Below are 26705 nucleotides of genomic sequence, written 5' to 3'. Positions count from 1 at the left end.
GCCGCCGTTCTGTCGAACATCGCTCAGGCGGCCTTCTTTTCAGCGGCGGTGGTGTTCATGGTGCTTTGCTCGACGGCGTCGATGGTCGGCCGCTCATAGGACGAGATGGTCTTGCGGCCGAATTCGATCGCCACCTGCGGCAGCGCGCCGTTCATGTAGGCGAGCAGCGTCTGCTTGACGATGATGTAGAGGCGGTTCTTCTTCTCGCGCACCGTCTTGATCTTGGTGGCCACGGGTCCGACCACGGCATAGGACAGGAAGATGCCGAGGAAGGTGCCGACCAGTGCGGCGCCGATCAGGCCGCCGAGGATTTCCGGCGACTGGTCGAGCGCGCCCATCGCCTTAACCACGCCCAGCACCGCGGCGACGATGCCCAGCGCCGGCAGACCGTCGCCGACCGCGACCAGCGCGTGATAGGCCTTCATCTTGTCGGTCTTGATGGTCTGGATCTCCTCGTCCATCAGCGCCTCGATCTCGTGCGAGCGGGCATTGCCGATGATGATGATGCGGCAGTAGTCGCAGATGAAGGCCATCAGATCGTGATTCTTGAGCACCGTCGGAAAGGCCTGAAAGATGGCTGATTCTTCCGGATTGTCGATATGCGCCTCGACCTCGCTTCGCGACTTAGAGCGCAGTTCGCGCATCAGGCTGTGCAGCACGCCGAGCGTTTCCAGATAATCCTGTTCCTTCGGCACCGCCTGCTTGAAGGCTTCCAGAATGCCCTTGCCGGTGTCCTTGACCGTCTTCATCGGATTGGCGACAAGGAAGGTGCCCAACGCAGCGCCGCAGATGACCACGGCTTCCCAGGGCTGGACCAGCACGTGCAGGTGCCCGCCCATGGCCATGAAGCCGCCGAGGACGCAGCCGAGCGTCACCACAAGTCCGATCAGAATGCCCACGGCAGGTCCTTCCGCATTTCACACCAGGTGCAAGGGATAGTCCCCGTGCCTTGTGTGAGGCTTGAATCCGAGCTGCCGTGGAACCGAATGTCAGGGCGATTCAGTTTCGCGCAAGGAAGTGCGGCTACTGTACCGGCATAGCTTCGGCCGGAGGCACGTTCTTGCTCGATACATTTACCAGCTACCAGTTGATCACCAAGGACATCAACAAGTCTATCGACCGCATCGAGCAACAGCCGACGGTTGATCGCGACACCAAATATTATCTCGCCAACATCACCAAGGTGAAATCGATCGACGATTTCGTCAACAATGACCGGCTGTTCAAATATGCCATGAAGGCCTACGGGCTGGAGAACATGGACTACGCCAAGGCCTTCATGGTCAAGGCGCTCAAGGAAGGTGTCACCGACCCCAACAGCTTCGCCAACAAGCTGACCGACAAGCGCTATGCCCAGTTCGTCAGCGCTTTCAATTTCGCCGCCAACGGCGCCGACGCCACCATCTACAACAAGGCGCAGCAGCTGGTGACAAAGAACTACGCCACGCAGGCTCAAATCGCGGGCGTCGACCCGAATTCAGACTATGTGAAGGGCGAGACCACCTATTATCTCGCCAACATCACCAAGGTGAAGTCCATCGACGACCTGATGTCGAACGGCCGGCTCTACACCTATGCACTGGCAGCGTTCGGTCTCGATTCGGCGACCGAGAACAAGGACCTCATCAAACAGGTCCTGCAGGGTGGCGTGCGCGACCCTGACAGCGTCGCCAACAAGCAGACGGATCCGGCCTACGCGGCACTGGCCTCGGCCTTCAACTTCGAGCAGTACGGCGAGAACGCCACCACCATCAATGCGGCCCAACAGCCGACCGTCGACAAATACATGCGCCAGACGCTGGAGGAGGATGCCGGCAAGACCAATGAGGGCGTGCGGCTGGCGCTCTATTTCCAGCGCAAGGCGCCCGACATCACCAGCTGGTACGACGTGCTGGCCGACACGGCGCTTGCCAGCGTCGTTCGAACCGCGCTGGGGCTCCCCGATTCCTTTGCCACCGCCGACATCGACAAGCAGGCACAGCTGTTCGAGCAAAAGCTCGACCTCACTGATTTCACCGATCCCGCGAAGCTCAGCAAGTTCCTGACGCGCTTCACCAGCATGTACGAGATCAACAACCCGACCTCGACCGCGGTGACGTCCATCAGCGTGCTCTTTGCCAAGCCAGTCACGTCGGGCATCTCCACCGACCTGATGATGGCCATGCAGAAGTTGAAGTTCTGACCATGCAAGACAGTCTCTACGTCGCCCTTTCCGCTCAGATGGCGCTCGAGCGCCGGCTCGACACGATCGCCGACAATGTCGCCAACGCCAACACCGTCGGCTTTCGCGCTACTGGCGTGAAATTCGAGGACGTCGTGTCGGGCACCGGGCAGAAATCGGTATCCTTCGCTTCGTCCGGCAAGACCTATCTTTCCGGTGCCCACGGATCCCTGACCGAGACCGGCAATCCATTCGATTTCGCCATCCAGGGCGACGCCTGGTTCGCCATCGACACGCCGGCCGGCACCGTCATGACCCGCGACGGCCGATTCTCGATGAACGAGAATGGCGAATTGATGTCGATCGAAGGCCATCCGGTGCTCGACGCCGGCGGCGCGCCGATCCAGCTCGACCCTCGCAACGGCCCGCCCAAGGCCGGCGCCGACGGCTCGCTGCGTCAGAACGACCAGCTTGTCGGTTCGATCGGCCTCTACAATTTCGACCCGGGCGAGAATTTCGTGCGCTACGGCAATTCAGGCATCGTGCCTTCGCGCACTCCCGATCCGGTCACCGATCGCTCCGATGTCGGCATCGCCCAGGGGTTCGTCGAAGAATCCAACGTCAATCCGGTGATGGAAATGACCCGCCTGATCATGGTCCAGCGCGCCTTCGAGAACACCGCCGCCCTGATGCGGCAGACGGATTCCTCCACCGACGAGGCGATCAAGACGCTCGGCTCGAAGTCGTAGCATGCCGCTCGGCCAGCCATCCATCCGCGCACCCGAAATTCCGCTCCAGCCGACGCCGGAAGATCGGCTTGCCGCGTTGGAGCGGGTATGGCGGCGCTTCAGCAGCGCCGATGGGCTGGTCAAGCGTGGCGGTCTGGTCACCGAAGTCACGCCCACGCACTACAAGGTTCGCGGCCTTTCCGATTTCGCCAGGCTGGGCGACATCGTCGAGCAGCGCGGCCAGGCCGGCACGCGCCGCGGCGAGATTGTCAAGATCAGCCGCGACGAGGTCGTCATCGCTCCCTTCGAACGCAGCGCCGATGCCGGTATCGGCGATGCCGTGTTCCGCAGGGGTCCGCTCGCGGTGGCGCCGCACGGCTCATGGCGCGGCCGTGCCATCGACGCACTCACCAGGGCGATCGATGGCGGCCCGCCGCTGATCAGGGGCGACGACATGTCGGGCGGCACCACGCCCGGTGCCATGGCACGTCAACGCGTCGGCACCGCCTTCATGACCGGCGTCAAGGTCATCGACATCTTCACGCCGCTCTGCTTCGGCCAGCGCATGGGTGTCTTCGCGGGCTCGGGCGTCGGCAAGTCGACGCTGCTCGCCATGCTCGCCGGCGCCGATGCGTTCGATACCGTCGTGGTCGCGCTGATCGGCGAACGCGGCCGCGAAGTCCGCGAATTCCTCGAGGACACGATCGGCGACAGCATGGCCAAGACCGTGGCCGTCGTCGCCACCAGTGACGAGAGCGCCATGATGCGCCGGCGCGCACCCGACACAGCCATGCTGGTCGCCGAGCACTTTCGCGACCAGGGCCATCGCGTGCTCCTGGTGCTGGATTCGATCACCCGCTTCGCCCATGCCTTGCGCGAGGTGGCGACAGGCACCGGCGAGCCGCCGGTCGCGCGCGGCTATCCCGCATCGGTTTTCACCGAGCTGCCCAAGCTGCTCGAGCGCGCCGGGCCTGGCGCGGAAGGCAAGGGCTCGATCACCGCCATCATCTCCGTGCTGGTCGACGGCGATGACCATAATGATCCGGTCGCAGATTCCGTGCGCGGCATTCTCGACGGCCATGTCGTGCTCGACCGCGCGATCGCCGAACAGGGCCGCTATCCGCCGGTCAATCCGCTGTCGTCCATATCGCGCCTGGCCGGCAAGGCCTGGAGCGTCGAACAGCGCGCCTTGGTGACGCGGCTGAAATCGATGATCGCCCGCTTCGAGGACACGCGCGACATTCGCCTGCTCGGCGCGTATCAGGGCGGCGCCGACGCCGAACTCGACATCGCCGTGCGCCAGGTGCCGCTGATCTACGAGGCGCTCACGCAATCGCCCAGGGACCGCCCTTCGGCCGATCCGTTCTCCGATCTTGCCCGCCATCTCAAGGGAAAGCTGAATGCCGAACCAGGAGACTGAACGCCAGTATACCGAGCGCATCCTGAGCGAGATGCTTGCCGAGGCGAAAGCCGCCGAGGAAGCTCGAGCCGAGGAGACCAGGATCGCCAAGGCAAAGGCCGCCAGCGCCATAGCCGCCAAGACCGCCGCTGTCCTGGCCAGGGCCGCCAAACCCGCTCTGGCCAGAGCCAAGCCGGCTGTACCCAGATCCCAGCCTGTTCTTGCTCAGACTGCCGTGCCCTCCATGCCTGTTCCCCACGTCGAGGCCGCCGAGACGACCCAGGCAAGCCGCGAATCGTTGATCGACGGCCTGTTTCCCGTCACTGAATGGCCGCAGCCGCCAAAGCCGCAATTTCCAAAACTGGCCAGGAAGGCGGACCGGCGGAGCGACTTCGTCATCGCCGCGCTCGGCGTCACGCTCGGCCTGATCTGCGCTTTGTTTCCCTGGTATATCTTCTTCAACCAGGACCAATTCGGCGTTCAGGCGATCAAGTTTGGCGGCACCGGCACCAATTCGGGACGCGAGGGTGGCGGCGTGGTCGCCGAGCGCAGCGCGCCGCTGACGACCAGGGATGTTCCCAACACCAGCATCGATCTTTTCGCCACCGGCACGGTTCCGGATGGCGCCACCCCGGCACAGCCGCCCGGCGACCAGCCCTTCCCCGCCGATGTCGCGAAATTCCGCATGGTCCATGTCGCCAACGGCCGCGCCATGATCGAGGACGATACCGGCCTGTGGATGGTCCAGCGCGGCTCGACACTGCCGGACTCGAGCACGGTGTCGTCGATCGAGCAGCGCAACGGCAAATGGGTCATGCTGACCAGCACCAACCAGGTAATCCCGCTTTCCAGGTAAGACCGTCGCGGTTGTGCCCTGCCCTGGATCAGGAGAGAGGGCATGATGTCTTCCGAAAACCGGCTCATGCTTTTCGGCGTCATGCCCTAGCGGCTCTCCGCAAGGTCCGCGCAAGACTGGCGGCCTAGTCTTTGGGCACATGCCCGGAGATTCCCATGGAGCCTGTTTCCCTTTTCGATCTCGCCGCCAAGCAAGCGCAGTGGCTTTCCGTGCGCCAGTCGGCGATCGCCGGCAACATCGCCAACGCCAACACGCCGGGCTACACGGCAAACGATGTCGAACCCTTCGAGAAGGTGCTCGACCGTACCGCGGTGTCGCTGCAGACCACCGAGGCCGGCCATCTCGGCAGCGCGGCGACCAATGCCGGCTTCACCATCAAGCCGCAGGAAAATGACGGCGTGATCATGCCGTCCAAGAACACCGTCGTGCTTGAAGACCAGCTTCTCAAGGCCGGCGAAGTGCGCCGCTCCTTCGAGCTCAACACGGCGATCGTCAAGGCTTTCCACTCGATGATGATGATGGCGGTGAAGAGCTGATCATGGACGCGCTGACCGCAGCCCTGAAAGTCGCAGCATCCGGCCTCGGCGCGCAGTCCGAGCGCCTGCGCGTGGTTTCGGAAAACCTCGCCAATGCCCAGTCGACCGGCACCACGCCCGGCGCCGACCCCTATCGCCGCAAGACCATCAGCTTCGTCTCCGAACTCGACCGGGCGACCGGCAGCTCGACGGTTGAAGTGAACTCGATCGACCGCGATCCGAGTGATTTTCCCGTTGAATTCCAGCCCGGCAACGAGGCCGCCAACGAGAAGGGCTACGTCAAGATGCCCAATGTCAACGTGCTGATCGAAATGGCCGACATGACCGAGGCCAACCGCTCCTACGAGGCCAACCTGCAAGTCGTGAAGCAGGCGCGCGACCTCATTTCAATGACCATCGACCTGATGAGGAACCAATGATCGTGAACGGCATCGGCGCGCTGAACCTGAAGCCCGGGCTGGGCGATACGGCGACGGACCTGCTCCAGGGCGGCGTCGCGCCGGCCACGGCCGGCAACCTTGGCACCTCCTTCGCGGAGGCGGTGAGCCAGGCGGCGTCCAAGACCGTCAACACGCTGCAGAATGCCGAGCAAGTGTCGCTGCAGGCGCTCAAGGGCGATGCCGATACCCGCCAGGTCGTCGATGCCGTGATGAGCGCCCAGCAGGCGCTTCAGACCGCCGTCGCCATTCGCGACAAGGTCGTCTCGGCCTATCTCGAAGTCAGTCGCATGGGCATCTGAGGAGTAGGTCATGAAAGCACTCGCCATCGCCGCCACCGGCATGAATGCCCAGCAGACGAACCTGGAAGTCATCGCCAACAACATCGCCAACATCAACACCACCGGCTACAAGCGTGCCCGCGCCGAATTCTCCGACCTGCTCTACCAGGTCGACCGCACGCAGGGCGTGCCCAACCGCTCCAACGCCTCGCTGGTGCCGGAGGGCGTCTCGATCGGCCTCGGCGTCAAGACGACGGCCGTGCGCAACGTGCACACCCAGGGCGAACTGACCAGCACCGGCAACAGTTTCGACATGGCGCTGACCGGCAGGGGCTGGTTCCAGATCGAGGGCGCCGATGGCGGTACGCTCTACACCCGCGCCGGGGCCTTCAACACAAACGCCACCGGCCAGCTGGTGACGGTGGATGGCGCGAATGTCATTCCGGCCATCACCGTGCCTGTCGACGCCGTCGAGGTCATCGTCAACAAGACCGGTCAGGTCTTTGCCCGCATCGGAGGCCAGACCGACCTGCAGAATCTCGGTCAGCTCCAGATCGTCAACTTCGCCAACGAGGCCGGCCTCGCACCGCTCGGCGACAATCTGTTCCAGGAAACGACGGCCTCCGGACCGGCCAATGTCGGCGTGCCCGGCGACCCCGGCTTCGCCACCATCCAGCAGGGTTATCTCGAGGCTTCCAACGTCGACCCTGTCAAGGAAATCACCGAACTGATCTCGGCGCAGCGCGCCTATGAGATGAATTCCAAGGTCATCCAGGCCGCCGACGACATGGCCTCGGTCGTCTCCAAGAACATCAGGTAACGGATGATGATCATGCCGATCTCCTGCTCCGCATTCCGCCGCACCGCGCTGATCCTTGCGCTGGTGGCCGGCGGCATGCCGGCTTTCGCCCAGGAATCGGCAAATCAATCGGCAAATCAATCGGCGACGCAGATCGCCGGCAATCAGACTGCCGGCGAGGTCGTGCTGATCCCCAACCGGGTCATCTATCCCGGCGAGACGATCGAGCTTGCAGCCCTGAAGCAGGTGACCCTGATCCCGGGCAAGCACAAGCCTGAAGCGATGGCGACCCGCGCCGAGGAGCTTCAAGGCAAGATCGCCAAGCGTACGCTGCTGCCCGGCCGCTATATTCCGTCCGCCGCCATCCGCGAGGCCTGGCTGGTCGAACAGGGTGCCGCGGTGCAGGTCTTCTTTGTCGCTGGCGGGCTGACGATCACCGCAACCGCCGTAACGTTGCAGCCAGGTTCGGCCGGCGACCTCATCAAGGTTCGCAACAGCGACAGCGGCAAGATCCTCTCCGGCACGGTGATGGCCGACGGAACCGTCCAGGTCAGCGCTTCATGATGCGTCCGCTTGCCCTTCTGCTCGCGACCGCGCTCGGCCTGCAGCCGGCGCTGGCCGACGGCCTGACACTCAAGGCCAAGCGCGATCTCGCCGCCAAGAATGGCGGCGTCTACGACGATCCGGAATATGATCCGGCGACCACCACCCGCATGTTCCGCGTCTCGCCCGGGCCAAGCTCGTTGCCGCCCGGCCAGGTCGCCTCGCGCATCAAGGACATCGCCCAGCTGCAGAGTTCGCGCGATAACCAGCTGGTCGGCTACGGCCTCGTCATCGGGCTCGCCGGGTCCGGCGACAGCCTGCGCAATTCGCCGTTCACCGAACAGTCTATCCGCGCCATGCTCGAAAATCTCGGCATCGCCACCGAAGGCGGCAGCGCGCGCGCCAAGAACGTCGCCGCCGTCATCGTCACCGCCAACATGCCGCCCTATGTGCAATCGGGTGCCCGCATCGACATCGACGTCTCTTCGATGGGCGACGCCACCTCGCTTACCGGCGGCACGCTGATCATGACACCGCTGAAGGCGGCGGATGGCGAGATCTACGCCGTCGGCCAGGGCGCGGTGATCGTTTCGGGTTTCACCGCGCAGGGCCAGGCCGAGCAGGTGACGCAAGGCGTGCCGACCGCCGGCCGGGTGCCGAACGGCGCCATCGTCGAGCGGCAGGTGAAAGCCGAGTTCGACGACCAGTCGACATTGACGCTGCAATTGCGCAATCCCGATTTTTCGACCGCCATCCGCATCGCCGACGCGATCAACGACTACACCAGCCAGCGCTTCGGCATGCGCGTGGCGGCCGAGCGCGATTCCCGCACCGTCCAGATCAGACGGCCGAAGAGCGTTTCGGCGGCCCGCTTCTATGCCGAGATCGAGAATCTGGTGGTCGAATCCGACACGCCGGCCCGCGTCGTCATCGACGAGCGCACCGGCACCATCGTCATCGGCAACGACGTCAAGATCTCGCGCGTCGCCATCAGCCATGGCACGCTGACGGTGCGCATCACCGAGGCGCCGCGCGTCGTGCAGCCCGAACCCTTCTCCAAGGGCGAAACCGCGGTCGAACCGTTCACCGCCATCGATGTCAGCCGACCCAACGCCCGCGTCGCCGTGCTTGACGGCCCCGACCTGCAAACCCTCGTTTCCGGCCTCAACCGTCTCGGCGTCAAGCCGGATGGCATCATTGCCATCCTGCAAGGCATCAAGTCGGCCGGCGCCCTGCAAGCCGATCTGGTTCTCCAATAGGCCATGCCGATGATCTCGTCTCCCTCATCCCATGAAAGGCGCCGCCCCGGCGCAATCCTGTTCGCGGCCGCGGCTCTCGCGGCCGTGTCCGTATCCGGTGGCGCACATGGTGAGGATACTGTTCGCCAGGTTCTGCCGGGAGCGCAGCCCGCGGTGGCACCGCAGCAATTGGCGCGGGAGAAAGCGCCCGACCAGAGCGAGATCGAGCGCTTCTGCTCCAACATCGCCGACGCCGCACGCGACCGGCGCTATGCCTTGCAGGCCGAGGAGTTGAAGCAGCTCCAGGCCGGTATCGACGAGCGCATGAAGGCGCTGGACGCAAAGAAAACCGAATACGAGACCTGGCTGAAGCGGCGCGAGGTATTTCTCGCCCGGGCCGAGGACGGCGTCGTCAAGATCTATGCCGGCATGAAACCCGATGCGGCGGCCGAACGGCTGGCAATGGTCAATGCCGACCTGGCGGCGGCCATCCTGATGAAGCTCGATTCACGCAAGGCCGGCGTCATTCTCAACGAAATGGACCAGAAGGCGGCGGCGACGCTCACCGGCATCATGGCCAGCGCAGCCCGAAGGGTAGATCCGTCATGATCCGCAGAATGCTCATCCTGTGCGCGGTCACAGCACTGTCCGGCTGCGGAACCAACCTCAAGGAGGTCGGCAAGGAACCGTCGCTTTCGCCGGTGGGCTCCGGTATCGACGGCGGCAGCACCGGATCCATGTACAAATATCCCGAGACGCCGCGGCAGCCGGTGAAGAAGTTCTCGCTGTGGGACGATCGGCAGAGCCGTCTTTTCACCGATCCCCGGGCGCTGTCCCAAGGCGACATCCTGACCGTCAAGATCAAGATCAACGACCGCGCCAACTTCAAGAACCAGAACGACAGGAGCCGCACCGCCAATCGCAAGCTCGGTTTCGACCTCAGCGCGCAATGGGACAAGGTGGGCAGCACCGCCGGCAAGGGCTCCGGAGCGCTCAACTCCCAGACGGACACGACCGCCGATGGCGAGATAAAGCGATCGGAAACACTTGAGCTCAACGTCGCGGCTGTCGTCACGGACGTCCTGCCCAACGGCAATCTGATGATCAGCGGCTCGCAGGAAGTGCGCGTCAACTATGAACTCAGGGTGCTGACCATCGCAGGCATAGTGCGGCCGGCCGATATCGGCGCCGAGAACACGATCCCCTATGAGCGTATCGCCGAGGCGCGCATCTCCTACGGCGGACGCGGCCGCATAAGCGAGGTTCAGCAGCCGGCCTACGGCCAGCAGGTTCTCGACCAGGTTCTTCCGTTCTAGGAATTGGAGAACAAGACGCCATGGCCAATATCGAACAGGTTCCGCCTCGCAAGGGTCCTTCCCTTGCGGTCCAGGGCGCCATGCTGCTGGTGGTGACGGCCGCCGCGATCGGCATGGGCTGGATGTCCGGCGGCTATCTCAAGGGCGTCGGCGCACCGTCATCGGTGCCGGTTGCGCCCGAGAATGAAGGCAAGGTCGCAGAGCCTGCCGCCGCGCAAGAACCTGGCACGGGACCGACGCTGGTCGCGCTGGCGCCGATCACCACCAACATGGCCTCGCCCGCCGGCACCTGGATCAGGATGGAAGTATCCGTGGTCTACGATGCACCGCAGCCGCCAACGATGACGGACGACATCCATCAGGACCTTCTGGCCTTCGTGCGTACGCTGAAGATGCATCAGATCGAGGGCGCCAGCGGTTACCAGCACTTGAAGGCGGACCTCGAGGAACGCGCTTCGATCCGCAGCCAGGGGCACGCCAAGCAAATTCTCATCAGGACATTGCTGCTCGAATGAGAAAATTCCTTCTCGCAATCGCATTGATCGGTGCCGCCACCTCCGTCGCGGCGGCGCAGCAGCTGGACCTCGGCGGCATCGGCAAGGCCGACGGCACCACCGTCGGCTACATCATCCAGATGTTCGGCCTGCTGACCGTGCTGTCGGTGGCGCCGGGGTTGCTGATCATGGTGACGAGCTTCACCCGTTTCGTCATCGCTTTCTCGATCCTGCGCGCCGGTATCGGTCTGCAGTCGACGCCGGCGAACCTCATCCTGATTTCGCTGTCGCTGTTCATGACCTTCTATGTCATGGCGCCTACCTTCGATCAGGCCTGGAACACCGGCGTCAAGCCGCTGATGGACAACCAGATCAGCCAGACCGAGGCCTTCGAAAAAATCTCGGATCCGTTCCGCACCTTCATGCTGCACAATGTGCGCGACAAGGATTTCGACCTTTTCGCCGATCTCGCCCGCGAGCGCGGCCAGGTCGTTGCCAAGGAGACGGTCGACCTGCGTATCCTGGTGCCCGCCTTCATGATCTCCGAGATCCGTCGCGGCTTCGAGATCGGCTTCCTGATCGTGCTGCCATTCCTGGTCATCGACCTGATCGTCGCCACCATCACCATGGCGATGGGCATGATGATGCTGCCGCCCACCGTGGTGTCGCTGCCTTTCAAGATCCTGTTCTTCGTCCTGATCGACGGCTGGAACCTGCTCGTCGGCAGCCTGGTGCGCTCCTTCACCTGATTCTTTTTCCGCCGCGCACCGGCGAAGGAGGCCATCCCCGACAGGGGTTGGGCGGTGCGGAGCCGTCATCGAATTCTACCGAATTATTTTCGATTAACCGTCCGATTTAGTTCTTTGGTAGGGACTTGCCGCCATAGTCGCTCGCAGATGGCGGGTGACCCAAACGCAACGGTCATTGGCATGATGCCGCTCCGTCATACCGGACAAACCGGTATGTCAAAAAAACCTGTAAAATTAGGGTACGAGTAGCCATGGCCAGTATCATGACCAATGCCTCGGCGCTGACCGCGCTGCAGAGCTTGAACGCCACGCAGAAGAACCTTGACACCACCCAGGCCCGCATCTCGACGGGCTATCGCGTCTCCCAGGCTTCGGACAACGCCGCTTACTGGTCGATCGCCACCACAATGCGCTCCGACAACCAGGCCATGTCCACCGTTTCGGACGCGCTCGGGCTCGGCGCCTCGAAGGTCGACACCGCCTACACCGGCATGGACAGCGCGATCAGCACCATCAACCAGATCCAGCAGAAGCTGACCGCATCTTACGGCCAGACGGATGCTTCCAAGGAAAAGACCCAGGTCGAAATCGCCGCCCTTCAGAAGCAGTTGAAGGCCTACGCCGATGGCGCCACCTTCTCCGGCACCAACATGCTTTCGGTAGACAGCGGCGCGACTGCCACCAGCGCTGCGGACGTCAAGATCGTTTCGGCCTTCAACCGTACGTCCACCGGTTCGGTTTCGATCTCGACGATCGATGTCAACGTGGAAAGCATCAAGCTGTATGAAGCCGGCACAGCCGCGACCGTGTCGAAGGGTATTCTCGACTCCAATCGCCTGGGCACCACCGGCGCCACAGTCGCCGCTGCTTCGGCTCCGACCCTGGGTAATGCCGCGGCGGCAACCGACACCTATACGGTCGCCAGCATGGCCATCTTCTCGGGCACCACTGCTGCCAGCGACACCCAGATCCAGCAGATGATGACCGTCGTCGATGCCGCGCTCAAGGACATGACGAACGCCGCCACCAAGCTCGGCGCCGCCAAGAGCTCCATCAGCCTGCAGAAGACCTTCACCTCGAGCCTGATGGACTCCATCGATCGCGGCGTCGGCCAGCTCGTCGATGCCGACATGAACAAGGAATCGACCCGCCTCCAGGCTCTGCAGGTTCAGCAGCAGCTGGGCGTCCAGGCACTGTCGATCGCCAACGGTTCGTCGCAGTCGATCCTGTCGCTCTTCCGCGGCTGATCGCTCTCAAACGGCTTCAAAGTCAAACGGGCCGCGCCAAAAGCGCGGCCCGTTTTGCGTTTGCTCCAGCCCCACGCAACCCTCGTTTCTTAACCCTCGAAAGCACGCCTTTAACAGGGCGTTAACCATAACGCGCTAGTCATGGTTAACCATAGCTTACAACGGATTGGCGAATCGGCCCGGTCGGTCGACGGCAATCGATGGGGCGGGCCAGCGGCTCGCGAGGGCAACGCCGGTTTTAAGAAAGCCGGCCTGGGAAAAAGGAGCGAGTTTCTTGGCGAGCATCATGACAAACGCTGCGGCGTTGACTGCACTTCAAAGCCTCAACGCCACCAACAAATCGCTTGAGCAGACACAATCCCGAATCTCGACGGGCTACAGGGTCTCGGAGGCCGCCGACAACGCCGCCTACTGGTCGATCGCCACGACGATGCGCTCCGACAACCAGGCGCTGTCGACGGTGCAGGATGCGCTCGGCCTCGGCGCCTCGAAGGTCGACACCGCCTATACCGGCATGAACAATGTTCTGACGACGATCGGCCAGATCAAGACCAAGCTGCTCTCCACCGTCGGCCAGACGGACGCCGCCAAGGCGAAGACGCAGACGGAAATCACCGCGCTCCAGGCGCAGATGAAGTCCTTTGCCGATGCCGCCACTTTTTCGGGTTCCAATTTCCTGTCGGTGACGTCAACGCAGGTGGCCACCAACAATGACGGCGTCCAGCCCGACGCCAAGATCGTCTCGTCCTTCAATCGCTCCTCGTCAGGCGCCATCTCGCTCGGAACGATCGACATCAATGTCGAGAGCACGAAACTGTTCGATTCCGGTCTCTCCACCGCCGTCAAGAACCAGGGCACGCTCGACCGCAAGACTTCCATATACGCGACAGCCGCCGCCCAGACCCTTTACGACAACGCCTATAAGACCGCGCTTGCCGGTGGCGCCACCGACATCGCCGCCAACACCGCCGGCCAGACGGCGGCGGGATCGACGGTTGCCAGGATCGACAACGTTTCCGCCTTCAATCTCGACATCACGGCTGCAGGCGTAACCGACGACATCATCACCCAGATGATCGGCAAGATCGACAACGTCATGAGCCAGCTGACCGACCAGGCCACCATCCTCGGCTCGGCCAAGAGCAGCATCTCCCTGCAGAAGACCTTCACGCAGAGCCTGATGGACTCCATCGACCGCGGCGTCGGCCAGCTCGTCGATGCCGACATGAACAAGGAATCGACCCGGCTGCAGGCGCTGCAGGTCCAGCAGCAGCTGGGCATCCAGTCCCTGTCGATCGCCAACAGCTCCTCGCAGTCGATCCTGTCGCTGTTCAAGAACGGCTAATTCAGCCGTAACCGACGCCACCCCTACTTCCAATTCATGGGCCGCGCCGCAAGCGCGGCCCGATTTCATTTTCGCACAAGCTTCGAGGGCTAGTGTTCCGGCGGACAATCATGCTGGGAGTCGCTCTACCGTGCCGGAACAGATCCAGAGCATCATCTCGAATCTCCGCGATTTTGGTGTGAAGCGCCTCGCCATGCTCGCGGGCATCGCCGTTCTGGTGATGGGTGTCATCGGCATCGCCTCGGTCTACCTCAACCGTCCCGCCTACGACACGCTCTATGTCGGGCTCGATCGCTCCGACGTGAACCAGATCGGCCTGGTGCTGGGTGAGGCCGGCATCGGCTTCGACGTCGGTTCGGACGGAACCTCCGTTCTGGTGCCTGCCGGCACCACGGCGCAGGCACGCATGCTGCTTGCCGAAAAGGGCCTGCCGACCAGTTCCAATGCCGGCTACGAGCTGTTCGACAATGTCGGCTCGCTCGGCCTCACCTCGTTCATGCAGCAGATCACCCGCGTGCGCGCGCTCGAAGGCGAGATCGCCCGCACCATTCAGTCCATATCGGGCATCAAGGCGGCACGCGTCCACATCGTCATGTCCGAGCGCGCCAATTTCCGCCGCGACGAACAGCAGCCCTCGGCATCGGTCGTCATCCGCTACGCCGGCATCGACGCCGAGAAAAGCGCCCAGTCGATCCGCCATCTCGTTGCCGCCGCCGTCCCCGGCCTTTCGGCCGACAAGGTGACGGTGCTCGATTCCAACGGCAACCTGCTGGCCGCCGGCGATGATCCCTCCAACACCAGCGCGGCCCGCACGCTCGGCGTCGAGCAGACCGTGGAGGCGCAGATCGGCGACAACATCCGCCGCGCGCTGACCCCCTATCTCGGGCCCGACAATTTCCGCGCCAGCGTCAAGGCCGATGTCAACACCGACACCCGCCAGACCGAAGAGACGATCTTTGATCCGGAATCGCGCGTCGAACGCTCGGTGCAGTCGGTGCGCGCCAATGAGAACAGCAACCAGAAGCAGGCCTCCACCCCGGCCAGCGTCGAACAGAACCTGCCGGAGACCCAGGCGACCAGCACCGAGGGTCCACAGACCTCCTCGGCCAACGACCGCAAGGAAGAGATCACCAACTACGAGATCAACTCCAAGAGGATCGCCACCGTCTCCAACGGCTACACGGTGACCAAGATGTCGATCGCCGTGGTCGTCAACCAGGACCGGCTGAAGACGATCCTGGGCAAGGACGCGACCCCCGAGCAGATCGCCAAGCGCGTCGCCGATATCCAGAAGATGGTAAGTTCCGCCACCGGCTTCGACGACAAGCGCGGCGACGTGATCGACGTCTCCGCGGTCGAGTTCATCGACGGACTTGATGGCGAGGCGATCCCGCAGGCTGGAATGCTGGATTCCATCGGCCAGCACGCCGGCACGCTGATCAACGCCGGCGCTTTCATAGTGGTGGTGTTCCTTGTGGCCTTCTTCGGCCTGCGGCCGATGGCGGCGGCGCTCACGGCAAAGGCGACGCCCGCTTTGTCGGGCCCCAATTTCGATGAAGTCCAGCGTTCGCTGCCGACACCGGAGGCAGCCGCTTCCGCCGATGCGGGTGCCGCCATCGGCGCCTTGCCCGGCGCGCGGCCCGGCGGCGCCACCCCGCTCGATGATCTTCGCCAGAAGATCAGGCCGGCGCCACAGGAGCGGCTTGCCCGCATGGTTGACCTCAATGAGGAGCGCACCGCGCAGATCTTGCGCAAATGGGCGGCCCAGGAAGTCGCGGCGTAACCCATGGCCTCCGCAGCCCTTTTCGATCTTCTCCCTGATTTCGGCACGCGCGCGCCGCGTGTCAGCCAGCCCCAGGCCACGTCCGAGCACAAGCTCGAGGCATCCGCACCGCCGCAGGCCGATATCGGCACGCTGATCGCCGAGGCGGTCGCCCAGGCGGAGGCAACGCTGGCGGAACGGCTTGCCGCTGCCCATGACGCGGCACTGGAAGCGGAGCGTCAGGCCAATGCCGAGGAAGCACGTATCTTTCTCGAAAGCTTGGGCGGCGACGTCGGCAACGCCGTTTCGACACGCATCGACGCCATGGAGGCTCGCGTGACGGGGCTTGTCGCCGCCACGGTCGCCCGCATCATCGGCGGTGTCGTCAGCGACGATCTGCAGAAGCGCTCGCTCGAAGTGCTTGCCGGCGCGGTTCGTGAGGCGGTCGGCGATGGCGAAGCGGTGCGCATCGCGGTGCGCGGGCCGCTGTCGCTGTTTGAAACGCTGAAGGCATCGCTTGGACCACGCGCCGCGAATCTCGATTTCATCGAGGCGCCCGGCTTCGACCTGACGGTGACCATCGACGAGGCCGTGTTCGAGACACGCATGGCCGAATGGTCGGCAACCCTTTCCGAGGTCTTGTCATGAGCGTCGCCGAGGCCGATCACGGCAGGCACGAGATCATCATCGTGCGGCGGGGTCATGGTGATGACGACGAAGGCCACCATGGTGGCGTCTGGAAGATCGCCTTCGCCGACTTCATGACCGCCATGATGTGCTTCTTCCTGGTCATGTGGCTGATCAACGCCGCCAATGAACAGACAAAGGCGGCCGTCGCCAGCTACTTCAACCCCGTCAAGCTGGTCGACCGCAATTCAAGCCGCAAGGGCCTGGAAGACCTCGGCGACGGGCCGAGCGCGATTGGCACGACCGCCCAAAACCCGCAACCGGCGACCGCCAAGCCAGGTCAGGGCGGCAATGGCGAGGCGGGCTCATCCGACCGCAAGCAGGACAAGCAGGCCCCACAGCAGCCGCAACAATCCGACGATCATCTCTTCGCCGACCCTTACGCGGTGCTCTCGGAAATCGCCACCGACACCGGCGTGATGCAGAATGTCAGCCAGAAGGGTGACGGCGGCGCGCAGAGCGCCGGTCCCGCGACGGGCGCCTCGGGCGGTGCATCCTATCGCGACCCCTTCGAACCCGATTTCTGGTCGCAGCAGGTGGCCACGCCGGCCGCAGAGGCGAGTGCACAGCGCGCCAAGATCGAGGGCGACCCTCTCAAGCCAGGCGACAAGGCCGCCGAGACGCAAGTTGCCAAGGTCAAGGCCGTGCCGCCCGCCCCGCCAGCCGAGGACGCGCCGCTCGAGCCCCTGGCCAAGGATGGCAAGGAGGTTGCCACGGCTGTGGCCAGGGCCGGCGAGACCAAAGCCAGCGATGCCAAGGCGGCCGATGCGCCCCAGCCGGATGCAACCGTCGAGAAGCAAGAGGCTGCAAGGCCCGAGACTGCGGAAAAGGCGCCCACCGCCGCCGCGCTGAAGGCGGCGGCCGACGTCAAGCAGCAGCTGGCTGACGTCTTCAAGCCCGGCGACAAGCTTCATGATGGCGTCTCGGTCGAGGCCACCGACAAGGGCGTCGTCATCTCGATCACCGATCAGCTCGACTTCGGCATGTTCGAAGTCGGATCGGCCGTGCCGAGCCGCGAACTGGTGCTGGCGATGGAAAAGATCGGTCGCATCGTCAACGGCCAGAAGGGCACCATCAGCATCAACGGCCACACCGATGCGCGCCCCTTCCGCAGCGCCAGCTATGACAATTGGCGGCTGTCGACGGCGCGCGCGCATTCGGCCTACTACATGCTCGTGCGCGGCGGCGTCGACGAACGCCGTATCACCGAGGTTGCCGGCTTCGCCGACCGCCAGCCGAAGGATCCCGCCGACCCCATGTCGGCGGTCAACCGCCGCATCGAGATCCTGATGGCGACCGGCGGATGAAGCGCGCGGCCGTCACCAGCCGGCTGATGGGCCTGTTGCTGCTGGCCGCAGTGTATCCGTCGGCCGGTTTTGCCCAGGACACGCTGCAGCCTTACCAGCTGGTGCGCTCGCTGCAGCTTATCCAGGATCGGATCGCCGCCGGCGACCACGCCGCGATGCCGATGCAGGCCAAGCTGCTCGAGATGACCGACGCGCGCCTGCGCGCAGCGGACGCCGAGGACTTCAAGGATCCCAGGAATTTTCGCGCGCTGCTGGTCTACGGCATGAGCGGTGGCAATCCATCCACCGTCGAGGCGGCGGTCTCCCGCGCCAACCCGGTGGATGCCCAGGATCTCTCGATTGCCAAGGGCGTCATCAACTATCTGGTTGGCCGGCCCGCCGGCGCTATTGAAGTCCTGAAGCCGATCGACCCCATGACATTGCCAAGCGACCTCGGGGCCTTTGTGGCGCTGGTCAAAGGATCGCTGATGGCGACGGACGACCCGGCGGCGGCGCTCACGCTGCTCGACGAGGCCAAGCTGCTCAGCCCCGGCACCCTTGTCGAGGAAGCCGCCTTGCGGCGCTCGGTCGGCATCGCCGCGGCGCAAGGCGATGCCGCGCGGTTCGCGCTCACTTCCACCCAGTATGTCGAGCGCTATCTCTATTCGCCCTATGCCAGCCAGTTCGCTGATTCCTTCGTTTCCGGCGTCATCGCGCTGCACATGTCGATCAGCCAGGACAAGCTGGCCGATATCACCTCGATGATGGATCCCGAGCGCGAGAAGGTGATTTACCTGCGCATTGCCCGCCGTGCCGCGATCGACGGCCTCAGTGAATTGTCGGCCTTCGCCTCGGCGCGGGCCGAACAGGGCCGCGACGGCAACACCAATCAGGGCGATCCGCGCGCCCAGCTTTACTCCAGCCTGTCCACGGTGACGTCGGACACGATCGAGGACGTGCGCACCAAGCTTGGCAAGATCGACCGCAGCAGGCTGTCGGACGGTGACCGTGCCCTGCTCGACGCCGCCCAGGCCATCGCCGGTGAGGTTGTGGCGCCGCCTGCTTCCCTTCCCGCCGCGAATACGGCGCCGGCAACCGTTGCACCGCGGTCCGGGACCGAGGTCACCGCCACGCAGGCCGCCGACGAGGCCGGATTGCCGCCCGTCGAGGGTGCGGTCTCCGAACAGCCCGCTGTCGCGCCATCCGCCGCCGCGCCGGCTGCACCAAGCGCGCCGGCGCCTTCTGCCCCATCGGCGACGGTCCTGCCGGCATCGGCACCGGCAACCCCTGCCAGTCCCGACACGAATGACCCGACCGACGCCGCCATGATGAAAACCCGTCGACAGCTCGACCTGATCGACCAGATGCTTGGAGCCGCCCCGAAATGACCCCCAGCCTCGGCCCGGCCCTCCCAGGATTTACCGCCACGCGCACGGCGGAGCAGCCGGCCGTGCCTGGAAAGAAGGATGATGCTGGTTTCGGCAGGATGGTGCATCGCGGCGCAGGCCAGGCGGAAAAGCAGCCGACGACCGAGACCGGGGCACGCGATCCGCGCTGGAGCAAGCTTGCCGCCGGCCTTGCGGCGCAAACCGGCGAGGACGAACCGGTGCCGGCATGCAAGGCGAGGATCGCAGAGACCGGATTGACGACTGCGAAATCCATGAAAGACGTCGAGGCGGACAAGGACGCCGACACCGAAACACAGACGACCGACGCCGGCGCAACACCGCTCGACGACCATCTGCCTTTGCTGATGGCGTTTCATGACCTGCGCCATTTCTCGACATCGGCCAAGACGGACGTAGCGGGCCAGGCCGGACAGGGATCGGCGCCCGACGGACAGATCTTGCCCAAGGCCTATCGGGCGACTTCCGCCGGGCATGACGACCTCGAGCCGATATCGAAGCCCGAGCGGGTATCGCTCGTCGACGGACCGCTGACAAAGCTCGACAGCCAGTCCGTCCGCGACGCCGCCACTGGCGTATCGCGACATGACAATGCAATCGCTGCCGGCCCGCTACCCGAGCCCACGGCCGCCGAGGTGCCTGGTACCGGGTCGAAGCAGGCGGCACCGCAAATGAAATCCATCGCCGACGTCCAGTCCTCGTTGCGGCTGGAGCCAGGAAAACAGCTTCCGGCGTCGGCGCGCATCGACGTGGTCTCCGAACGCAGCTTCCCTGCCCCGCCTCAGGCTCCCATGAGCCAGGCAGCGCTCAGCATAATCAACGCCGTAGCGGCAGATGGTGGCCCGCGGCAGGCGTTTTCGACGACCTCCGCGGCCGCCCAGACGGCCGGCTCTGTTGCCGTTCCGACACATGTGTTGAAGATCGAACTTCACCCGGCCGAACTGGGCATGGTCACCGCCCATCTTCGCCTCTCCGGAGAACAACTCTCGATTGAACTGAAGCCCGAAACACACGATGCCTACCGCAGGCTTTCCAGCGACAGCGAGGCGATCGTCAAGTCGCTGCGTGGGCTCGGCTTCGAGGTTGACAAGGTCACCATCATGCAACCGTCAGTGGCCGTTCCGGCTACAACCCGGGCGGATACAACCGCCTCGCCCGCCGCCGCGCCTGGCCGCGACCAGTCCTCCTTCCAACCTGGAAACTCTGGCGGTGGCAACAACGGCGCCGGCGGCCAGCAACCGGGCCAGCAGTCCGCAAGGGGTAACCATGATGACGCGCAGGATTACGGCCGCGCCGCTTCGCCATCTCGCGAGCGCGCTGGCGGCGATATATTTATCTAGCCTCGCGAACGCCGCCCTCGCCGCAACCAATCCCTGCGAGCCCGAGATCCTGCGCGCCGCCGACCGCTACGGCGTGCCCGCCGGCATCCTCTATGCTGTCGGCCTGACCGAGACGGGCAAGAAAGGCAGCCTGCAGCCTAACGCATTGAATATAGTAGGAAAAGCGGTTTTCCCAAGGAGCCGGACCGAGGCGCTTGCCACCTTCGCCAACGCGCAGCGCGAGGGCAAGACGCTGATCGATCTCGGCTGCATGCAGATCAACCACCACTACCACGCGTCGCATTTCCGCAGCGTCGAGGACATGCTGGACCCGCGCCAGAACGTCGACTACGCGGCGCGTTTCCTGGCCAGTCTCCATGCCCGCCACGAAACATGGTCGATGGCCGTCGCCCGTTATCATGCCGGCCCGGACAACGACCCGGCGCAGAAGGTCTATGTCTGCCGGGTGATCGCCAACATGGTTGCCACCGGCTTTGGCAGATGGACAACCAACGCCCGCGCCTTCTGCAACCAGTGAGCGCATTTTCTGCTTCTAATGTGCCGATTCCGCTGCTTTGGGCTTGCCGTTTTGACTTGCCCAGAACTTCCCGCCGCAAGCATATCTGGCTGCACGCTAATGCAACCGACACGATTCCAGACTCCCAAGAAACTAGTTACAAGAAATGACGGTTGTTCACGATTCCCACCAGCGGTTACGCCTTTCCCCACGGGGCAGATGTGCTGATTCGGAAGGCGGGGCCGATGATCGTTATCGTTGACGAGCGAGAGCTCGTGACTGAGGGATACAATTCACTTTTTGATCGCGAGGGCGTCGCCTGCGCGGGCTTCGCGCCCGGCGAATTCGGCGAGTGGGTGAACTCGGCCGCCGACACCGACCTGCGTTCGGTGCGGGCCTTCCTTATCGGCGACTGCCGCGAAGGCGCCATTTCGCCGCGCCAGATCCGCGACCGCACCGGCGCTCCTGTCATTGCGCTCAGCGAGCAGCATTCGCTTGAGAACACGCTGCGGTTGTTCGAGAGCGGCGTCGACGACGTCATCCGCAAGCCCGTCCATATCAGAGAGATCCTGGCCCGTATCACCGCCATCCGCCGTCGCGCCCATGAGGATGTCGCCTACACCGAGATCGGCGCCATGCGCATCTTCATGGACGGCCGCGATCCCGAGATCGACGGCCAGCCGCTGCCCTTGCCGCGCCGCGAACGCCGCATCCTCGAATATCTGGCGAGCAACCGCGGCCGCCGGGTTACCAAGACCCAGGTCTTCAACGCCATCTACGGCATCTTCGACGAAGAGGTCGAGGAGAACGTTGTCGAAAGCCACATCAGCAAATTGCGCAAGAAGCTGCGCGAGAAGCTGGGCACCGACCCGATCGATTCCAAACGCTTCCTCGGCTACCGGCTCGTGTTCTGATGCCGTGCCGCGCCAGCCTCGCGCAAGACAGGGCGCGTAGCCTCGCCGCCAGTGGCATGGATATTGCGGAGACATCTCGATGAGCCTCTACGGAATGATGCGGACCGGCGTTTCCGGCATGAACGCCCAGGCAAACCGCCTGTCGACGACAGCCGACAACATCGCCAACTCCGACACCAACGGCTACAAGCGATCCTCCACCGAATTTTCGACGCTGATCATGCCGTCCACGGGCGGCGCCTACAATTCCGGCGGCGTCACCACGACGATCCGGCAAGCGGTCAGCGATCCGGGCGTCCTGCAATACACGACCTCGGTCTCCGACCTAGCCGTCAGCGGCGATGGCTTCTTTGTCGTCCAGGACCCGAGCGGCACGCCCTTCCTGACCCGCGCCGGCGCTTTCGTTCCCGACGCACAGGGCAGGCTCGTCAACGCGGCCGGCTTCCAGCTCATGGCCTACAGCTACGAAAACGGCGTGCCGGCGGCGACGGTGAACGGCTTCGAAGGTCTGGTGCCGGTTGTCATCTCCGACCAGGGATTGACCGCAACGCCCAGCACCGCAGGCATTTTCAGTGGCAATCTGCCGGCGGGCGCGACACCGGTCGTCGCCGCCAACCTGCCCAGTGCCAACGCCGCCACCGCACAATACACCCAGAAATCGTCGATGGTCACCTACGACAATCTCGGCAACAAGAAGCTGCTCGACGTCTATTTCACCAACACCGGCGCCGGCACCTGGGAGGTGGCGGTCTTCGATCAGTCCAAGGCGACGCCTGGCACATCGTTCCCCTACACCGGCGGCGCACTCGGCACCGCCAACCTGACCTTCGACGCCACCACCGGCAAGCTCACCGGCACGCCCACCGACGTCACGTTCACCGTGCCGGGCGGCGCGAGCCTCGATCTCGACCTGTCGAAACTGACCCAGCTCGGCACCGGCTACACGGTTTCCGACGCCCAGGTGAACGGCAACGCGCCGAGCACCATCGACAAGGTCCAGATCGGCAAGGACGGCACCATCTACGCCCAGTACAAGGATGGCTCCACCAAGGCGCTCTACAAGATTCCGCTGGCCGATGTGCAGAGCCCCGACCAGCTCAAGGCCCTCCCCGGCAATGTCTACGCGCAGGGCACCGAATCCGGCGCGATCCGCGTCGGCTTTGCCAATGAAGGCAAGCTGGGCTCGATCATCTCCGGCGCGCTCGAGAATTCCAATGTCGATATCGCCGAAGAGCTGACCGACATGATCGCCGCGCAGCGCAGCTACACCGCCAATTCGAAAGTCTTCCAGACCGGTTCCGACCTGATGGACGTCCTTGTCAACCTGAAGAGATAAACCGGGCGTGGCCCGTGAAAGACCAGCATGTCGTTATCTTCCGCATTGAGCATCGCCCAATCGGCGCTTATGAACACCGCGCGGCAGACCAGCGTTGTCTCGCGCAACGTCGCAGACGCCTCCAATCCAGACTATACGCGCCGCATCGCCGTCGTCACCAGCACGGCGCCAGGCGCGCGTTCGGTTGATATCCAGCGCGTAACCAACGACCTGCTCTTCCGGCAAAATCTCAGCGCCTTGTCGGCGTATAGCGGCCAGAACGCGCTCTACAGCGGCATGGATCAGCTGGACGTTTCGGTCAACGGCGTCGACAACGCCTCCTCGCCCTCGACCGCCATCGCCAATCTGCAGCAGGCGCTGCAACTCTACGCCACCTCGCCGTCCAACCAGAATCTCGGCTCCAGCGTCATCGACGCGGCCAGGCAGGTCGTGCGCTCCCTGAATGAAGGCTCCCAGGCCGTTCAGGATTTCCGTACCCAGACCGACAGCCAGATCGACACGGCGGTCAAGGACCTCAACTCGCTGCTCAGCCAGTTCCAGGACGCCAACCAGGCGGTCATGTCCGGGACCCGTTCAGGCACCGACGTTTCCGACGCGCTTGACCAGCGCGACGCGCTGCTGAAAAAGATCTCGGAGTATGTTCCCGTATCGACCTTCACGCGCGGCGACAACGACATGGTCATCACGACGGGCGATGGCACCACGCTGTTCGAGACCATACCGCGCACGGTGAGCTTCACGCCATCGGCCGGCTATGCCGCCGGAGCCACCGGCAACACCGTCTATATCGACAACGTGCCGGTCTCCGCGGGAGCCGGCGGCAACACCAGCGCCAGCGGCAAGCTCGCCGGCCTGCTGCAATTGCGCGACGGCGTCGCCTCGACCATGCAGAGCCAGCTCGACGAGACCGCGCGCGGCCTGATCACGGCCTTTGCCGAGACCGCGACCTCGATGCCCAATGCCGCTGGCCTGTTCACCTGGTCCGGCGCGCCGGCGGTGCCGGCCGCGGGCACTCTGGTCAATGGCCTGGCTTCCACGATCAGCATCAATACGGCGATGGATCCGAGCACCGGCGGCAATCCGACCTTGCTGCGCGACGGCGGCGCCAACGGCGCTGCTTACGTCTCCAACACCAGCGGCGGTGCTTCCTATTCCAGCCTTCTGGTTGCCTATGGCGATCGGCTCGACCAGCCGATGACGTTCGATCCCGCCGCCGGCATTTCGGCTACCTCCAGCGTTTCCGACTACGCCGCCAATTCGATCGGCTGGCTCCAGGGCATGCGCCAGCAGGCTTCGACAGCCGCCAACGCGAAGGAAGCGCTGGCACAGCGCAGCTCCGAGGCGCTGTCCAATGCGACCGGCGTCAATGTCGACCAGGAGATGTCGCTGCTGCTCGACCTCGAACACACCTATCAGGCATCGGCCCGGATGATGAAGACCGTCGACGACATGATGACGGCCCTGTTGAACGCGGTGGGATAATACATGACCTCAGTTTCCTCGGCCGCCCTCTCCAATGCCATGCGCTATCAACAGATGCGCATGCAAGCCGACCTCGTCAAAGCAACGAAGGAATCATCGACTGGCAAGGTCGCCGATGTCGGCCTGGCATTGGGCGGACGCACCGCCCAATCCGTCACCTTCTCGCGCGACCTCGACCGGCTGAACGTGATCGTCGATTCCAACGGTCTGGTCACCGCCCGGCTTGCGTCGACCCAGACCGCGCTCGGCCAACTCTCCGGCGTGGCGCAGACCTTCCTGTCCAGCCTGACCACCGCGTCTTCGGGCGACAACTCCGACAGCCTGACCCAATCGACCGGGCAGACGACGATCCAGCAGCTTGCCTCGATCCTCAACACCAGTGTCAACGGCGAGTATCTGTTCGCCGGCACAAACACCGACGTCAAGCCGATCAACGATTTCACCGCCGCGGGCTCAACGGCCAAGGCCGCCTTCGATGCCTCCTTCGTCGCCAAATTCGGCTTCACGCCCAATGATCCGGCCGCCGCCAATATCACCACCGCCCAGATGGACGACTTCATCACCAATGATGTTACGCCGCAATTCCTCGGCGCGGGCTGGCAGGCCAACATGTCGAACGCCACCGACCAGCAGATCGTCAGCCGCATCGCCCTCAACGAAACCACCGCCACCTCGACCAGTGCCAACAGCGACGGCATCAAGAAGCTCGCGATGGCCGCCGCCATCGTCTCCAGCCTGATGTCCACCAACATCAGCCAGGCGGCGAAGGACAGCATCGTCAGCCACTCGCAGACACTGGTCGGCGAGGCGCTGAGCGGCATCGCCCAGGTCCAGTCCGAAACCGGCATCGTGCAGAAACGTGTCTCCGATGCCAGCGACCGCATGAAGACGCAGGTCGACCTGTTCGAACGGCACATCCTCGATCTCGAGGCCGTCGACCCGGCCGAAGCCGCGACCCGCGTCGCCGATCTGACGCAGCATATCGAGACGTCCTTCGCTCTGACGGCGCGCCTGCAGCAGCTCAGCCTGTTGAATTACCTGACCTGACAACTCCCAGCGGAACGGTAGAGCCAACGATGTACCAATTTTCCTATGCCGACGTCCAAAGCACCTCCGTCTCGGACGCCAAGGATCGTGAGCGCGAACTCCTGACCCGCTCGATCGACATGCTGGCGGCGGCGGCGGTGGCCGGCCAGGCTTCGATGGAGGCGGTGGAGGCGCTGCATTTCACCAACCGCGTCTGGACCACCTTCGTCGAGGATCTCGGCTCCAGCGACAACGCGCTACCCAAGGAATTGCGCGCCAACCTGATTTCCATCGGCCTGTGGCTGCTGCGCGAGGCCGAGGACATTCGCCAGGGCCGCACCAACAATTTCGAAGGACTGATCGAAGTGTCCCAGATCATCCGCGACGGCATTCAATGACCAACACGCTGAAGATATCGCTGAAGCCCAACGAGAAGATCTACATCAATGGTGCCGTCATCCGTGTCGACCGCAAGGTCACCATTGAACTGATGAACGACGTACAATTCCTGCTCGAAAGCCATGTGATCCAGGCCGACCAGGCATCGACGCCGCTCAGGCAGCTGTATTTCATCGTTCAGGTCATGCTGATCAACCCGGCTGGTGCTGGCGAGGCGCGCGAGATGTTCCGCCGCTCATTGCCGCTGCTCATCGCGAGTTTCGAGGACGCCGACATCTGCAGCGCCCTGAAGCAGATCGACCGCATGGTCGGCGAGGATCATATCTACGAGGCTTTGAAGGCGATCCGTTCGCTTTATCCTCTCGAACGCCGCGCGCTTGGCGGCAATGACGATGTTCCGGGCGCACCGCGCCCGCTGGCCGTGGGAGCACGCTACTGATGA

The 26705-nt window shown here is 64.0% G+C and carries 29 protein-coding genes; 28 read left to right on the top strand and 1 reads right to left on the bottom strand.

From position 1 onward, the window contains the following. Window positions 1–23: 23 nt before the first annotated feature. Window positions 24–899, bottom strand: coding sequence for a flagellar motor stator protein MotA (gene motA / locus AC07SZ_RS16915; protein ID WP_494915158.1), 876 nt, complete (start codon window positions 897–899; stop codon window positions 24–26). 161 nt (window positions 900–1060) lie between these two features. Between motA and AC07SZ_RS16910 the strand changes: the two genes are divergently transcribed. From AC07SZ_RS16910 to flbT, 28 genes are all read left to right on the top strand, one after another. Then, complete coding sequence (locus AC07SZ_RS16910) at window positions 1061–2182, top strand: DUF1217 domain-containing protein (protein WP_056578231.1); 1122 nt, start codon at window positions 1061–1063, stop codon at window positions 2180–2182. 2 nt (window positions 2183–2184) lie between these two features. Further along, entirely contained in the window at window positions 2185–2910 is a 726-nt protein-coding gene (flgF, locus tag AC07SZ_RS16905) for a flagellar basal-body rod protein FlgF (protein ID WP_056578233.1), read from the top strand. Window position 2911: 1 nt separating this feature from the next. After that, window positions 2912–4309 (top strand): flagellar protein export ATPase FliI, encoded by a 1398-nt coding sequence (gene fliI / locus AC07SZ_RS16900; protein ID WP_056578236.1) that lies wholly within the window; start codon window positions 2912–2914, stop codon window positions 4307–4309. Next, window positions 4290–5144, top strand: coding sequence for a hypothetical protein (locus AC07SZ_RS16895; protein ID WP_494915156.1), 855 nt, complete (start codon window positions 4290–4292; stop codon window positions 5142–5144). Before fliI ends, AC07SZ_RS16895 begins: the two co-directional genes overlap by 20 nt. Before the next feature lie 155 nt (window positions 5145–5299). Then, the gene (flgB, locus tag AC07SZ_RS16890; RefSeq protein ID WP_056578239.1) at window positions 5300–5680 is read left to right on the top strand and encodes a flagellar basal body rod protein FlgB; all 381 of its coding nucleotides are present in this window, start codon (window positions 5300–5302) and stop codon (window positions 5678–5680) included. Window positions 5681–5682: 2 nt separating this feature from the next. Continuing rightward, complete coding sequence (flgC, locus tag AC07SZ_RS16885; RefSeq protein WP_056578241.1) at window positions 5683–6099, top strand: flagellar basal body rod protein FlgC; 417 nt, start codon at window positions 5683–5685, stop codon at window positions 6097–6099. Next, window positions 6096–6419 (top strand): flagellar hook-basal body complex protein FliE, encoded by a 324-nt coding sequence (gene fliE, locus AC07SZ_RS16880; RefSeq protein WP_172224748.1) that lies wholly within the window; start codon window positions 6096–6098, stop codon window positions 6417–6419. Before flgC ends, fliE begins: the two co-directional genes overlap by 4 nt. 10 nt (window positions 6420–6429) lie before the next feature. Continuing rightward, window positions 6430–7218 (top strand): flagellar basal-body rod protein FlgG, encoded by a 789-nt coding sequence (gene flgG / locus AC07SZ_RS16875; RefSeq protein ID WP_056578245.1) that lies wholly within the window; start codon window positions 6430–6432, stop codon window positions 7216–7218. A gap of 6 nt (window positions 7219–7224) precedes the next feature. Then, window positions 7225–7761 (top strand): flagellar basal body P-ring formation chaperone FlgA, encoded by a 537-nt coding sequence (flgA, locus tag AC07SZ_RS16870; protein ID WP_494915153.1) that lies wholly within the window; start codon window positions 7225–7227, stop codon window positions 7759–7761. Next, window positions 7758–8999: a flagellar basal body P-ring protein FlgI gene (locus tag AC07SZ_RS16865; protein ID WP_494915151.1), complete on the top strand. Its 1242-nt coding sequence runs from the start codon at window positions 7758–7760 to the stop codon at window positions 8997–8999. The genes flgA and AC07SZ_RS16865 overlap by 4 nt, the downstream gene beginning before the upstream one ends. Window positions 9000–9002: 3 nt before the next feature. Continuing rightward, window positions 9003–9587 carry a MotE family protein gene (locus AC07SZ_RS16860; RefSeq protein ID WP_056578251.1) on the top strand — a complete coding sequence of 195 codons (585 nt, stop codon included), beginning with the start codon at window positions 9003–9005 and terminating at the stop codon, window positions 9585–9587. Next, window positions 9584–10294, top strand: a complete 711-nt coding sequence (flgH, locus tag AC07SZ_RS16855) for a flagellar basal body L-ring protein FlgH (RefSeq protein WP_056578253.1) — start codon at window positions 9584–9586, stop codon at window positions 10292–10294. Before AC07SZ_RS16860 ends, flgH begins: the two co-directional genes overlap by 4 nt. 20 nt (window positions 10295–10314) lie before the next feature. Beyond that, a complete protein-coding gene (locus tag AC07SZ_RS16850; protein WP_056578255.1) occupies window positions 10315–10809 on the top strand; it encodes a flagellar basal body-associated FliL family protein in 495 nt (164 codons plus the stop codon). Next, a complete protein-coding gene (gene fliP, locus AC07SZ_RS16845; RefSeq protein ID WP_056578257.1) occupies window positions 10806–11537 on the top strand; it encodes a flagellar type III secretion system pore protein FliP in 732 nt (243 codons plus the stop codon). Before AC07SZ_RS16850 ends, fliP begins: the two co-directional genes overlap by 4 nt. 251 nt (window positions 11538–11788) lie before the next feature. Further along, on the top strand, window positions 11789–12784 hold the full coding sequence (locus tag AC07SZ_RS16840) for a flagellin N-terminal helical domain-containing protein (RefSeq protein WP_056578259.1): 996 nt from the start codon (window positions 11789–11791) through the stop codon (window positions 12782–12784). A gap of 274 nt (window positions 12785–13058) precedes the next feature. Continuing rightward, window positions 13059–14129: a flagellin N-terminal helical domain-containing protein gene (locus AC07SZ_RS16835; protein WP_056578261.1), complete on the top strand. Its 1071-nt coding sequence runs from the start codon at window positions 13059–13061 to the stop codon at window positions 14127–14129. A 130-nt stretch (window positions 14130–14259) separates the two neighbouring features. Continuing rightward, window positions 14260–15912 (top strand): flagellar basal-body MS-ring/collar protein FliF, encoded by a 1653-nt coding sequence (gene fliF / locus AC07SZ_RS16830; RefSeq protein WP_056578263.1) that lies wholly within the window; start codon window positions 14260–14262, stop codon window positions 15910–15912. Between the two features lie 3 nt (window positions 15913–15915). Then, entirely contained in the window at window positions 15916–16539 is a 624-nt protein-coding gene (locus AC07SZ_RS16825) for a hypothetical protein (protein ID WP_494915147.1), read from the top strand. Further along, window positions 16536–17885 carry a MotB family protein gene (locus tag AC07SZ_RS16820; protein WP_494915145.1) on the top strand — a complete coding sequence of 450 codons (1350 nt, stop codon included), beginning with the start codon at window positions 16536–16538 and terminating at the stop codon, window positions 17883–17885. The genes AC07SZ_RS16825 and AC07SZ_RS16820 overlap by 4 nt, the downstream gene beginning before the upstream one ends. Beyond that, window positions 17882–19252, top strand: a complete 1371-nt coding sequence (locus AC07SZ_RS16815) for a MotC family chemotaxis protein (protein ID WP_172372253.1) — start codon at window positions 17882–17884, stop codon at window positions 19250–19252. The genes AC07SZ_RS16820 and AC07SZ_RS16815 overlap by 4 nt, the downstream gene beginning before the upstream one ends. Beyond that, a complete protein-coding gene (gene fliK, locus AC07SZ_RS16810) occupies window positions 19249–20610 on the top strand; it encodes a flagellar hook-length control protein FliK (RefSeq protein ID WP_494915143.1) in 1362 nt (453 codons plus the stop codon). The genes AC07SZ_RS16815 and fliK overlap by 4 nt, the downstream gene beginning before the upstream one ends. Continuing rightward, window positions 20540–21127 (top strand): transglycosylase SLT domain-containing protein, encoded by a 588-nt coding sequence (locus tag AC07SZ_RS16805; protein WP_494915180.1) that lies wholly within the window; start codon window positions 20540–20542, stop codon window positions 21125–21127. Before fliK ends, AC07SZ_RS16805 begins: the two co-directional genes overlap by 71 nt. 224 nt (window positions 21128–21351) lie before the next feature. Continuing rightward, window positions 21352–22020, top strand: coding sequence for a response regulator transcription factor (locus AC07SZ_RS16800; protein WP_019860967.1), 669 nt, complete (start codon window positions 21352–21354; stop codon window positions 22018–22020). A gap of 79 nt (window positions 22021–22099) precedes the next feature. Next, window positions 22100–23356, top strand: a complete 1257-nt coding sequence (locus AC07SZ_RS16795; protein ID WP_056578275.1) for a flagellar hook protein FlgE — start codon at window positions 22100–22102, stop codon at window positions 23354–23356. Between the two features lie 27 nt (window positions 23357–23383). Next, window positions 23384–24838 carry a flagellar hook-associated protein FlgK gene (flgK, locus tag AC07SZ_RS16790; protein WP_056578277.1) on the top strand — a complete coding sequence of 485 codons (1455 nt, stop codon included), beginning with the start codon at window positions 23384–23386 and terminating at the stop codon, window positions 24836–24838. Between the two features lie 3 nt (window positions 24839–24841). Then, complete coding sequence (locus tag AC07SZ_RS16785; RefSeq protein WP_056578279.1) at window positions 24842–25885, top strand: flagellar hook-associated family protein; 1044 nt, start codon at window positions 24842–24844, stop codon at window positions 25883–25885. Between the two features lie 29 nt (window positions 25886–25914). Then, window positions 25915–26262, top strand: a complete 348-nt coding sequence (flaF, locus tag AC07SZ_RS16780; protein WP_056578281.1) for a flagellar biosynthesis regulator FlaF — start codon at window positions 25915–25917, stop codon at window positions 26260–26262. Further along, complete coding sequence (gene flbT, locus AC07SZ_RS16775) at window positions 26259–26702, top strand: flagellar biosynthesis repressor FlbT (protein ID WP_056578283.1); 444 nt, start codon at window positions 26259–26261, stop codon at window positions 26700–26702. Before flaF ends, flbT begins: the two co-directional genes overlap by 4 nt. Window positions 26703–26705: the final 3 nt, after the last annotated feature.

This window comes from Mesorhizobium sp. GW821-FHT07A06, assembly GCF_059419085.1.
Note: the sequence above shows the minus strand (reverse complement) of the source record. Positions and strands in the feature narration are given on the sequence as shown.